The sequence below is a fragment of the Maribacter aquivivus genome (assembly GCF_900142175.1).
GTDB classification, from domain to species: Bacteria; Bacteroidota; Bacteroidia; order Flavobacteriales; family Flavobacteriaceae; genus Maribacter; species Maribacter aquivivus.
Genome location: NZ_FQZX01000001.1, coordinates 1746459 through 1759580, shown reverse-complemented (window position 1 = coordinate 1759580; position 13122 = coordinate 1746459). Strand labels below are relative to the sequence as shown.

The 13122-nt window shown below is 35.8% G+C and carries 11 protein-coding genes; 5 read left to right on the top strand and 6 right to left on the bottom strand.

From position 1 onward, the window contains the following. Positions 1-74 precede the first annotated feature (74 nt). The gene (locus BUC31_RS07425; protein WP_073242655.1) at positions 75-986 is read left to right on the top strand and encodes a FecR family protein; all 912 of its coding nucleotides are present in this window, start codon (positions 75-77) and stop codon (positions 984-986) included. Continuing rightward, positions 967-3486 carry a TonB-dependent receptor gene (locus BUC31_RS07420; protein WP_073242653.1) on the top strand — a complete coding sequence of 840 codons (2520 nt, stop codon included), beginning with the start codon at positions 967-969 and terminating at the stop codon, positions 3484-3486. Before BUC31_RS07425 ends, BUC31_RS07420 begins: the two co-directional genes overlap by 20 nt. Before the next feature lie 2 nt (positions 3487-3488). Here BUC31_RS07420 and argS read toward each other — a convergent pair whose 3' ends face one another. After that, positions 3489-5270 carry an arginine--tRNA ligase gene (gene argS / locus BUC31_RS07415; RefSeq protein ID WP_073242651.1) on the bottom strand — a complete coding sequence of 594 codons (1782 nt, stop codon included), beginning with the start codon at positions 5268-5270 and terminating at the stop codon, positions 3489-3491. A gap of 116 nt (positions 5271-5386) precedes the next feature. Between argS and BUC31_RS07410 the strand changes: the two genes are divergently transcribed. Genes BUC31_RS07410 through BUC31_RS07400 form a run of 3 tightly spaced genes read left to right on the top strand, consistent with a single transcriptional unit; the run spans position 5387 to position 7754 of the window. Next, complete coding sequence (locus BUC31_RS07410) at positions 5387-5812, top strand: hypothetical protein (protein ID WP_073242649.1); 426 nt, start codon at positions 5387-5389, stop codon at positions 5810-5812. Beyond that, positions 5809-6315, top strand: a complete 507-nt coding sequence (locus BUC31_RS07405) for a DUF1648 domain-containing protein (RefSeq protein ID WP_073242647.1) — start codon at positions 5809-5811, stop codon at positions 6313-6315. Before BUC31_RS07410 ends, BUC31_RS07405 begins: the two co-directional genes overlap by 4 nt. Beyond that, entirely contained in the window at positions 6315-7754 is a 1440-nt protein-coding gene (locus tag BUC31_RS07400) for an SDR family oxidoreductase (protein WP_073242645.1), read from the top strand. The genes BUC31_RS07405 and BUC31_RS07400 overlap by 1 nt, the downstream gene beginning before the upstream one ends. Positions 7755-7767: 13 nt before the next feature. Here the strand turns inward: BUC31_RS07400 and BUC31_RS07395 are convergent, their stop codons facing one another. The 5 genes from BUC31_RS07395 to BUC31_RS07375 form a co-directional block, all read right to left on the bottom strand. Then, a complete protein-coding gene (locus BUC31_RS07395) occupies positions 7768-9942 on the bottom strand; it encodes a xanthine dehydrogenase family protein molybdopterin-binding subunit (RefSeq protein ID WP_073242643.1) in 2175 nt (724 codons plus the stop codon). A 3-nt stretch (positions 9943-9945) separates the two neighbouring features. Then, positions 9946-10437: a (2Fe-2S)-binding protein gene (locus BUC31_RS07390; RefSeq protein WP_073242641.1), complete on the bottom strand. Its 492-nt coding sequence runs from the start codon at positions 10435-10437 to the stop codon at positions 9946-9948. A gap of 9 nt (positions 10438-10446) precedes the next feature. After that, positions 10447-11058 carry a hypothetical protein gene (locus tag BUC31_RS07385; protein WP_073242639.1) on the bottom strand — a complete coding sequence of 204 codons (612 nt, stop codon included), beginning with the start codon at positions 11056-11058 and terminating at the stop codon, positions 10447-10449. A 119-nt stretch (positions 11059-11177) separates the two neighbouring features. Further along, the gene (gene ctlX, locus BUC31_RS07380; RefSeq protein ID WP_073242637.1) at positions 11178-12107 is read right to left on the bottom strand and encodes a citrulline utilization hydrolase CtlX; all 930 of its coding nucleotides are present in this window, start codon (positions 12105-12107) and stop codon (positions 11178-11180) included. 40 nt (positions 12108-12147) lie between these two features. Beyond that, positions 12148-13062, bottom strand: coding sequence for a dimethylarginine dimethylaminohydrolase family protein (locus BUC31_RS07375; RefSeq protein ID WP_073242635.1), 915 nt, complete (start codon positions 13060-13062; stop codon positions 12148-12150). Between the last annotated feature and the right edge of the window lie 60 nt (positions 13063-13122).

Genomic DNA, 13122 nt, shown 5'->3' with positions numbered 1-13122 from the left:
TTAATACTTAATACTTAATATATAAAGTAGGGTAATCTAATACTCAGTTGTTATACTAATACAAAGCTAAAAATATGCAAGACAATTACTTAGCAAAATGGCTTAATGATGAATTGACAGAAGCCGAGTTGGCGGAGTTCAAAAAGTCTGAAGCTTATGAAACATATCAGAAAATTAAAGATTCTTCCGCTCGCTTAGAATCTCCTGAATTTGATATGGATAAAGCATGGGAATCTATTGATCAGACGAAGACCGAAGAAGAAACAAAGGTATTCATACTATCACCTTTTAAGAAATTTCTTCGTGTAGCCGCTGTAGTGGCTGTATTGCTTGCTGGGTCATTCTTTTATTTAAGCACATTAAATAAATCTTTTACTACAGATTACGCTGAGAATAAATCAATCACTTTACCAGATGCCTCTGAAGTTATCTTGAATGCCGAATCTGAATTGACTTTCAATGAGAAAAAATGGGATTCCAATAGAAATGTAGACCTAAAAGGTGAAGCATATTTTAAAGTAGCGAAAGGGAAAAAATTTACAGTAGAAACTTCTGAAGGATTAGTAACCGTGTTAGGAACTCAGTTCAATGTAGAAACCAGAGAAGACTATTTTGAGGTTACCTGTTTTGAAGGCTTGGTAAGTGTAACCATCAACGGTGAGGAAACTAAGTTACCCGCAGGCAATTCATTATTGACTATTAATGGCAAAAGCACCCTATCTAAAGCTATGGTTAATAGCGAACCAACTTGGTTAGCAAAAGAAAGTTCTTTTAAAAGTATTCCGCTACACTATGTTTTAGATGAGTTACAACGACAATTTAATGTTGATGTTAACGCTAAAGGTATTGATACTGCTCAACTTTTTACAGGCTCATTTAGCAACGAAAACTTAGAACTTGCCATCAAGAGCATTAGCGTTCCTTTACAAATTAAGTTTAACTTAGATGGGAACAAAGTGCTGTTCTATGCTGAAGAAGCACCTTAATACTCTTATCACCTTATTTTTCTTACTGATTTTCAGTGGGACTAGTTATGCCCAAACCACAACAAAAAATAGCATTCCATTACGCGATTTCTTGTCTGAATTAGAAGCTACGTTTGATGTGAAATTCTCCTTTGCAGATACTGATGTGGATATGGTTTTCATTGAGAAACCTTCATCTAATTCTCTTGACAACATTCTCAACGAACTACATGAAGCAACCGGATTTAGCATTAATAAATTAAACGACCGTTATTACACCTTAACCAAAACTACCACTATTTCTATTTGTGGTTTTGTTTTCGACAATTTTGAAGAAAACAATATTCCTGGTGCCACGGTTGAAATTTATGAATCTAACTTATCTGGCATTACAGATGGTAATGGTTCATTCAGCTTTGAAAATGTCCCCTTAAATTCATTAGTGCATATAAAACACCTTGGCTATAAGCCCATTTTTATTGAAGCGAAAGAACTTGTAAAAACCACCGAGTGCAAAACCATTGCCATGGCACTCAGCTATCAAGAGTTAGATGAAGTCGTTGTCACCCAATTTTTAACGACGGGACTTAAAAAACTTAATAACGCAAGTATCGAATTGTATCCCTCAGCATTCGGAATTCTACCGGGAGTTAGTGAACCCGATATTCTGCAGACTGTACAAGCTTTACCGGGAATTAAAAGTGTTGATGAAACCGTATCTGACATCAACATACGAGGCGGAACAAACGACCAGAATCTTATTCTTTGGGACGGAATAAAAATGTACCAAACCGGACATTTTTTCGGATTAATATCAGCATTCAATCCGTACGTTACAGAAAAAGTAACCATCATCAAAAATGGTACATCTGCCCTATATAGTGACGGTATTAGCGGAACTTTGAGCATGCGTACCACACAAGATTTACCTTTAAATTTCAGTGGAGGAGCTGGATTCAATTTAATTTCTGGAGATGTTTTTGGAGTAATCCCGATTCAAGATAACATGGCAGTACAAGTTTCTGCCCGCCGATCATATACCGATTTCTTAAACACACCCACGTACACTAAATTTTCAGAAAAAGCATTTCAAGATACCGAAGTAAATAGTGAAAGTGAATTCTATTTCTATGATTTCACAGCTAAGTTTATGTATGAAATCAATCCGTACCATAAAGCAAGTGTCAGCTTAATAAATATGAGCAATAATCTTAATTATATTGAAACAGCTAATGATACACTTGCTCCAAACAGAAGTAATTTGAATCAGGATAATTTTTCTATTGGTGGTGAATTACAAAGCGAATGGACAGATGATTTTTCGTCTCAATTAAGTTTCTATTACACGCAATACGACCTAGATGCCCTATCCATATCTAACAATGATGCGCAGCAGTTAGAACAAAATAATCTAGTAAAAGAATCGAATATAAAACTCACCACCTATTACAAATTAGGAAATCATATAAATTGGATGAACGGTTATGAATTTACCGAAACAGGAATTGAAAACACCACCAATGTTAATCAACCACCGTTTGCAAGCAATATAAAAGGCGTAATACGTAAACACGGATTATTCAGTGAAATCGCCTATAGCTCAGAAGATGAGAAATTAACTGGGTTCATTGGAGGTCGATTAAACCATATAGAAAACCTTGATACGTTTCAAGAATACATTTTTGAACCTCGCATTAATATCAGCTATGAGCTACTCCCTAATTTTAAAACTGAGATATTGGGGGAATATAAGAGTCAGGTTACCAATCAGATTATTGACCTAGAACAAAACTTTCTAGGCATAGAGAAAAGAAGATGGATTCTTTCTGACGGTGACGCCCTACCCATCACCAAAAGTAAGCAAGGCTCTATTGGTTTTAATTATGACACCAATAAATTATATGTAGGTATAGATGCTTTTTACAAAGAAGTAAACGGTATAAATGTATACACGCAAGGTTTCCAAAATCAGAATCAATTTAATGGCGAGATTGGCTCATATGCAATTAAGGGCGCAGAATTTTTAATTAACACAAAGAACAACCATTACAGTGCTTGGTTTAGTTACACCTATAATAAAAACGATTATACGTTTGATGTTTTGGCACCGGCTACTTTTCCGAACAATTTAGATGTTAGGCATGCAATCACCCTAGCTGGCAACTATACCATCGGTGATCTTAAATTAGGTGTTGGTTTAAATTACAAATCAGGAAAACCCTTTACACAACCTAACGAGAACGAACCTATTAATGAAACCGTTTTCCCTACCGAAATAAATTACGAAGAGCCCAATAGCAGTAGACTACCCGAATACTTTAGGGCAGATGCTTCAGCAAATTACACCTTAAAAATAGGTGATAAAACGAATGCTATTTTTGGAGTATCGGTATTAAATTTCACCAATAGGCGAAACACATTGAATACCTATTACAGACTACAAAATGATAGCACCATTGAAACTATAGAACGCTTATCATTAGGCATAACTCCTAATGCAAGCATACGTATCAGTTTTTAAAATTACATACGCTCAGGCACCTCAACACCCAATAATTTGAATGCATCTTGTATAACCTCAGCAACTTTCTTAGATAACTGAACACGTAAAACTTTTTTCTCATCGTCAGATTCCCCAAGTATGGAAACTTGCTGGTAGAACGAATTAAATTCTTTTACCAAATCATAAGTATAATTAGCTATCAATGCAGGACTATAATTCTCCGCAGCTAATTGAATGATATCTGGGAAAATTTGAAGTTGCTTAATCAACTCCTTTTCTTTTCCGTGTAATTCTGTAACCTTGGCATCCTTAGAAATATCGATAGCCATGCTTTCTGCCTTTCTTAAGATAGACTGAATACGTGCATAAGTGTATTGAATAAACGGACCAGTGTTCCCTTGAAAATCTACCGACTCTTCAGGGTCAAATAAGATTCGTTTCTTAGGATCTACTTTTAATATGTAATATTTTAAAGCACCTAAACCAATCATTTTATAAAGCGATTGCTTTTCGGTTTCATTATAATCTTCAAGCTTACCTAGCTCTTCAGAAATTGTAGCGGCAGTTTGGGTCATATCAGCCATTAAATCATCGGCATCAACAACAGTACCTTCTCTACTTTTCATTTTTCCGCTAGGTAAATCTACCATACCATAACTTAGGTGATGTAGTTTTTTAGACCAAGAGAAACCAAGTTTCTGTAGTATTAAGAATAATACTTTAAAGTGGTAATCTTGCTCATTACCAACAGTGTACACCATACCATTTACATCTGGGTGGTCTTTTACACGTTGTATCGCTGTACCAATATCTTGGGTCATGTAAACCGCAGTACCATCTGAACGAAGAACAATTTTCTCATCTAGCCCGTCTTCGGTTAAATCTATCCAAACACTACCATCTTCTTTTTTAAAGAAAACTCCTTTTTTTAATCCCTCAGCAACAACATCTTTACCTAAAAGGTAGGTATCACTTTCATAGTAAAGGTTATCAAAATCGACTCCTAAATTCTTGTAAGTAACCTCAAAACCTTTGTACACCCATCCGTTCATGGTTTTCCAAAGTGCTACTGTTTCGGCATCTCCAGCTTCCCATTTCAAAAGCATTTCTTTAGCTTCTAGCAAAATAGGCGCTTCTTTTTCCGCTACTTTCAAGTCAGTACCTTCAGCTACTAATGTTGCTATTTGTTCTTTGTACGCTTTATCAAAAGCCACATAATAATTACCGACTAGCTTATCTCCTTTAAGACCTGTAGATTCAGGTGTTTCTCCGTTTCCGAATTTCTGCCAAGCCACCATACTTTTACAAATATGAATTCCGCGGTCATTAATAATCTGAGTTTTGTACACTTTCTTACCAGATGCCTTTAAAATTTCAGCAACAGAATATCCTAATAAATTATTACGAATATGCCCAAGGTGCAATGGCTTATTGGTATTCGGAGAAGAATATTCTACCATAACCGCATCATCAGACTCTTTTACAAATCCGAAATTCTTCTCTGAAAAAATCGAATTGAAAAAATCTAAATAGAAACCATCATTGATAACGATATTCAAGAATCCTTTAATCACATTAAAACCAGCAACAGCATCTACATGTTCTTGCAAGTAAGCACCAATTTGCTCACCAATTTGAACAGGATTCCCCTTTACCACGCGCAACATTGGGAAAACCACTATCGTGACATCTCCTTCAAAATCTTTACGGGTAGGTTGAAATTCTACATTTGGCAATTCCTTGTCAAAAATAGATTTTACCGCTTCTTTTACTTTATCTGATAGTACCTCTTGAATATTCACCAAAACGTTTAATTAAGGCTGCAAAACTAATCATTTTTTAGGCTTTTAAGGTAAACAGATTCGGCATTCATTCACCATTTGTTTAACTTTAATAAAAACAATGCAATTAAATACGCATGCTCACGAACGTTTCTTACAAGAATAAAGAGATTACCAGAAAAATCGACGATCAGGTAGGCAAGCCTTTTACATTGAAAGAACGTTGGGCAATGGGTGGTATTGGCTCCCCTAAACTCATTATTACAAATACAAGTGTTGAGATACGAAATCTACTAATTCTGGACAATAATAGAGATGTCTGTAATATTGAAATGAGACCCAAAGGTATTATTGTTGGTTTTAGATCGCTTTTAGAATCATATGTATTGGTAATACCCTATTACAAACTATCAATGTATAAGGGCGAAGCATCAGTATATTCCATATACCGCGACAACCATTTTATAAAAGTGGAATCTGACACCAAAGCTGTTCAGAAATTCTTTAAGAAAATACTAGCCTACAAAGCTGATAACGCACCAACCTCTATTGAAGATTTATGAATTTACCTAAAGCAGATATAAAACCAACTAAAAATCAACTTAACCTCTTACGGCTAGGGTGGTTTATCGTCTTTCTAAATTTTATACTTGTTGCAATTTTTTACATTGATTTACCAAATAAAATTCCCAGTCATTTTAATTTTAAAGGAGAAATTAATGGTTATGGTTCTAAAGATTCTATTTGGACATTTCCTGTGTTGACTTTGATAATTTATTTCTTGCTAAACCTTGTAATAAAAAAGGTAAAACCTAGTAACATGAATTATCCTGTCAATGTATCCGAAAGAAATGCTCCTAAACTTTATAAAATGTCTTTACAGATGTTGGTTTATTTAAGCCTAGCCATATCAATAATGCTAACACCTATACTAATAGAAATTATTACACAAGCTTTCGAAGTAAACTTGGGTTTTAACTTCACCATCATCACCGCACTCATTGTTGCATTTGTAACCATTGCGCCACTTTATTACATTTTTAAAATGTACGAAATACCTAAATAATGAAAATACTACTTACAGGAGCCAATGGTTATATAGGTATGCGCATACTACCGCAGCTTTTAGAAATGGGGCATGAGATTGTCTGTGCTGTAAGAGATGAAACCAGACTTTCTGTAGATAAAGAGACTAGGCAACAAATAGATGTCATTGAAATTGACTTTCTAGAAGAACCTAAAGAAAATGCAGTACCAAAAGACATTGATGCTGCCTATTTTCTAATTCACTCTATGAGTTCGTCAACACAAGACTTTGATGAAATGGAGGCTAAAACTGCTGAAAACTTCAACAAGTATGTTGCTGAAACTCAAATTAAACAAGTAATTTATTTGAGCGGAATTGTGAATGACAACAACCTTTCCAAACACCTACAATCTAGAAAAAATGTAGAAGATATTTTATATCGAGGTAATTTCAAATTAACGGTACTAAGAGCTGGTATCATTGTAGGATCTGGAAGTTCTTCTTTTGAAATTATTCGTGATTTGTGCGAAAAATTACCTGTGATGATTACGCCGAAATGGGTATTAACAAAAACGCAACCTATTGCCATACGTGATGTCATTGCATTTCTAACAGGTGTATTAGGAAATGAAAAAACGTATAACGACTCTTTCGACATTGCCGGACCCAATGTAATGACCTATAAAGAAATGCTACATAGATATGCAGAAGTTAGAGGATTTAAAAACTGGATATGGACCGTACCAGTTATGACCCCTAAACTATCTTCTTACTGGTTATATTTTGTAACCTCAACCTCATACAAACTAGCTTTGAATCTGGTAGATAGTATGAAGATTGAAGTAGTGGCAAAAGACACACGATTACAAGATATTCTTGGCATTACTCCACACACCTACAAAGAAGCAATTGATTTAGCCTTTAAAAAAATCGAACAAAACTTAGTAATAAGTAGTTGGAAGGATAGTATGATTAGCGGACGATTTGTAGATAATCTTGAAAAGCATATACAAGTCCCCAAATTTGGAGTACTTAAGGATTATAAACAAGTAAAAATTTCAAATCCTGAGGAAGTTTTAGAACGTATTTGGAGCATTGGCGGTGAAACTGGATGGTATTATGGCAATTGGCTATGGAAAATTCGTGGATTTTTGGACAAGCTTTCTGGCGGTGTTGGCTTAAGACGTGGCAGAACGCATGCTCATAAAATATTTGCTGGTGATTCACTAGATTTTTGGCGGGTATTATTAGCCGATAAAAAGGCAAAGAGACTACTGCTATTTGCCGAAATGAAACTACCAGGCGAAGCTTGGTTAGAGTTTAAAATTGATGAAGACAATGTGCTACATCAAACTGCAACCTTTAGACCACGTGGTTTAAGAGGTAGATTATATTGGTACAGCATAGTACCGTTACACTATTTCATTTTTGGTGGCATGATTAAAAATATCGCTAATCAGAAAAATGCTAATCAATAATTAAATTGTTCTATTAAGCCTTCTTCGAAAGCTTTAAAGGCAACTCAGTTAAGCGTTCTCCTGTTAAGCGTCTAACAGCATTGGCAATAGCGGCACCAATTGGTCCTAGAGGCGGCTCCCCTACTGCACCTGGAGTATCTTTACCCTGTAGCAAAACCACATCAATTTCTTTTGGTGCATTCTTCATTAAAGCCATTTGATATGGTCCGTATATTGTTGGAGTTAATTCGCCGTCTACCACAAACATTTGCTCATAAAGTACGGCACTCATCCCCATAATTACACAACCTTCGCATTGAGCCCTAATCTGATCAGGATTAACCGCTAAACCTGGATCCATGGCAACCGTTACTTTATGCACTACAATCTCATTATCAACAATAGAAACCTCTGCTACCTGCGCGCATGGTGTATTTGCATCTATTGATGCTGCAAAACCCATAGCACGACCATCTTTTACTTCTTCACTATAATTAGCTTTTTCCGCAGCGACTTTGATTACATTTTTTAGACGAATGTCAATTGGTTCATCTGCTATTTGATGCAATCTAAAATCGACTGCATTCTTGTTCGCTTTTAGCGCCATTTCATCTATAAAACTTTCCATAGCAAAAGTATTGGCTAACAATCCTAGACTACGCCACCAGCTAGTAGCAAAAGGCAACGCTACATGCCAGCACTCCGCTTTAAAATTCGGTATAGCAGTGTATTGAATGAATCCGCCACGAATAGCACCAACATCTGCACCCAAAAAGTTGGTAAGCGCATTAGGTATTAGAGCAGAATCGGTAGCAACATCGCCACTCACGAATTGATGTTCTAGTCCATCTAAATAACCTTCCGTATTTAATTTTCCTTTAATAACATGATGTGTAGGCGGTCTAAACATATCATGTTGAAATTCTTCTTTTCTACTAAAGAAATACTTCACAGGTTTACCGACAGCTTTAGACATAATAGCAGCCTGAACAGCATGTGGTGTATGTAATCTTCTACCAAAACCACCACCTAAATAAGTGGGAATGACATTGACTTTTTCTACATCTAAATCTAAACGCTTGGCAACCTCTTTTCTAGTAAGACCTACAACTTGAGTCGATATTTTTATAGTAGCACTATCACCATCAACATAAGCAACAACACCATTTGGTTCAATTTGAGCATGCGCCCCTATAGGACTTCTAAATTCTAAAGTAACTACTTCATCTTGATCATCAAAAGAATCTCCGTTCTGCTGTATCACCGAAGACTTTCCGTTACCGACAGTCATCATTTTTACGATTGCATCGGTATTTAGGTTATCATAACTATCCCAAGTTACATTGATAGCATCTTTAGAATTTTCAGCTTCAATCATAGATTTTGCCACCACACCTACAAAATCTTCTTCTACCACAATTTTAACCACACCAGGCATACTCTCTGCTGCTTTTGTATCTGCACTGACAAAAGTTGACCCTATTTTTGAAGGTCTTACCACAGCACCATAAAGCATATCTGGCATTTCAGCATCCATCCCAAATATTGGATCTCCATATACTTTCGCATCCAAATCAACTCTAGCAATTGGTTTACCTATATATTTATAATCTTTAGCATCTTTCAATACAGGAACATCTGGCACTTCCCAATTCTCAACTCCTTCTGCCGCTTGAGCATAAGTCAATGTTTTTCCGTTGCCGGATATAACGCCATCTACGACAGCAAGCTGATCTACACCTACATTCATCTTAAAAGCAGCTTCTTTTAAAAGCATCACCCTAAGCATAGCAGAAAGCTCTCTTAACGGTTTCCATAGTCCAGAAATAGAAGTACTGCCTCCAGTAGCAAAACTATCTACATTACCAGTTGAAGAAGCAGCATGTACTACCCGAATCTGATTCATAGATACCGACAATTCTTCAGCAGCCATTTGGGCAATACCAGTAAATGTACCCTGCCCCATTTCCATTTTGGGAGAATGTAACAAAATATTATTATCAGAAGTGACCTCAAACCAAATCATAGGTTGGTCTATATTATCTAAATAAGGCGCTTCAAGTGAATTAACCACACCTAAAATTTGACGCCGAATAGGACTTCTAAATAAGTAGGCTCCAATGGCAACAACACCTATAGTTCCTAATCCGCCTTTGACTAAAAACTTTCTTCTAGACACTTTCTTTGAATCTTTTTCTTTATCAGCCATCGATTACACCTCTTTAGATTCATTAATTACCTTCTCGGCTTGTAACGTCGCAGCTTTATGTATGGCTTTTCGCATTCGATAATAGGTGCCGCAGCGACATACATTTATAATATTATTATCAATATCTTCATCAGTTGGTTTAGGCACTTTAATTAATAAGGCAGCCGTTGCCATCATAAAACCAGGTTGACAATAGCCACATTGCGGTACAATCTCTTCTATCCATGCCTGTTGAACAGGATGGGGATTCTCTCGATCCCCTAAACCTTCAATAGTGGTTACTTTTTTTCCTTCAGCAAATTTAACGGGATAAGAACAAGAACGCACAGCGTCATCATCTACAAGTAAGGTACATGCTCCACAAGCCGCTTTTCCACATCCAAACTTAGTACCTTTTAGATCTAAAGTATCTCTAACGACCCAAAGCAAAGGGGTATTCTCATCTGCTACATTAACAGTTCTTAGATTACCATTTATAGTCAATAAAATTTCCATAAGGTTATATTATTTAGAAGGGATTATTGCTCCGTCAGCAAACCAATTTTCAACCGCTTTTTTAAATTCTTCTTTTGAAACTGGTGGTATTGTTCTTGTTTCACCATCAGCATCTACACCTGGTTCCCAAGCCCATAGTACCAAATCATCTTCAGTCATATGCTCAATAAGTTCTTGATGACTTCGATTGCCATTCGTTCTTTTATCAAGCAAACGTGTTGCAATTTGTTCTCGGGTGAGTCCTTCCCAAGCCATTGAAGCCGGAGCCAATGCCCAATGAGGAGCTCCGGGAACACCCGAATTTAAATTATTTTCTGATTGATGACAGGTATTACAGCTCGTTGCTTCAAAGCCATGATCATCTTCACCCCTAGCCATTCCAAAATGATGTGGATGACTAGCATCCCCCTGTTTTGGTATGTGATCACTAGGGTGACAATTCATACAACGTTGATGGGTAAGCACATCCATCATCTTATTATAAGAATCATCAGAAGTTACTTCACCTTCTTTGTCAGCTTGAACTATCTCATAGTCTGATATACTAGGATATCCTGCAAATGCCAGTAACACCCCTATAATTGTTACTATCAAAAAAGTATATGCTGATTTCTGCTTCATATATTATATTAAAATGTCAAAATATTAAAATATTAAAATACGATAGCTATGAAGATAATAAAAGCATTACTCTTACTTAACTCATTAAAATTTTAAATTAGAAACTAACTTGAATCTGTTTAGCTCTTCGGAAGAAAAACTTCTGCCATCATGCATCTTGCACTACCGCCACCACAAGTTTCAATTGTCTGTAATGAACTATGTAAAATTGCACAGTGATTTTCTATCTGAGTAATTTGCTCTGGCGATAAACTGTGGTACGCAGCAGAGCTCATTACCATATATCTCTTATCATCAGACCCTAAAACTTGCAACATATTTCCTGCAAAATGATGCATTTGTTGCTCAGTGATAGATATAATTTCTTTTCCGTCGTTTTTAAGATGATCTAAGACATTCTTACGTTCTTTCTTATCATCAATCGTAGCTGAACAAATAACCACGAAATCCTCAGCCAAAGCCATCATTACATTGGTATGATAAATAGGTAATCGCTTACCATCAACTGACTGATTTGCAGTGAATATTACCGGAAAGAAATCAAAATCTTCACAGAATTCTATAAATAGATCTTCATCTGCACGCTCAGACAATGCGCAATATGCCTTTTTATTTACCCTATCTAACAAAATACTTCCCGTACCCTCAAGATAAAACCCTTCTTCTTCAGCAGAGGTGTAATCTACGACATCATTAATCTTAAAACCGCTTTGTTCTAATATCTCAAAAATATCTTCTCTTCTTTCATTTCTTCTATTTTCCGCAAACATCGGATATACACCAACAGTTCCGTTAGAATGAAAAGAGATCCAGTTATTAGGAAAAACACTATCTGGAGTGTCTGGTTCTTTAGTGTCTTGAACAACGATAACATTAACACCTTTATTTTTTAATACGGATACAAAGGCATCAAACTCTTCTTGAGCTTTCTGATTTATCTCTAAATTCTTCAAATCAATATCTTCCATAAAATAGTTATTGACAGCGGTCTGCTCGTTCATTCTAAACGACACCGGACGAATCATGAGTATGGTATTTGTTATTTGCATAGGGGTACTAATTAATTTTATTTTTTGTAAATCTTTAAAATTAAGCTCTTATTAAAGGCAGAGTACTACAGCGTAAAAGCCCTTCTTGCTTTGAAATTTCGGCATACACAATTTCTTCTACTGTAAAACCTTGTTCACGCAGCCAATTATTAAGACGGGTAAAATTACGTTCAGAGACTACAACCTCTGGTGAAATAGAAAACACATTACTATACATATGGTACATTTCATTGGCATCTATTTCGAAGACATTTTCTTTTCCAAAGAAATCTACCAACCATTGGTACTCCTCTTCTACCAAAAAGCCATTTTTATGTAAGATTGCTTTTCCTTTTCCTAAAGGTTGAAAACAGCAATCTAAATGCAATGCATTTTCTTGCGCAACAGTATTAGACTTTCTTAATTCAAATGACTTCACTGTTTTACTTGGAAATTGCTTTGTTAAATATGCTACTGCAGCTTTATTTGTTCTCGCCGTTATATAAGATGAATAGTCAGGTGCAGTATAGGTGCCAACAAAAATATAATCGTTCCATGGCATAACATCACCGCCTTCAACGTGAACGTCTTCTGGAGGAGTTAAAATATTATCATCATCAATCTTATCTAAAACATGTAAAATTGCTTCTACTTCTTGTTCTCTGTCAGGTAGTATATTTGCTTTGATGAGTTTGTCTTCAATAACAAAAGCAATATCTCTAGTAAATATTTGATTACAGTTTTCAAGAACTTCTGGTCTAAAGACCTTAACATCATATTTCTCGAACACTTTTCTAAAACCTTCCATTTCAGCGACCATATCTGCCTCAATTGGGTATGTACCAGCCTTTATATGTTCTACCGATTTTGGATCATAAGCTTCTTCAATAGTTGGTGTAGGTCCAGAACTCTTAGCTATACCTAATACAACTGCTTTTAACTGTGAAACTTCATCTTTGATATGTAACTGCAACATAAGTATTGATTTAAATATGAATTAAAAAAAAGCATAAAAAAAAGCCCCTTTAAAAATTAA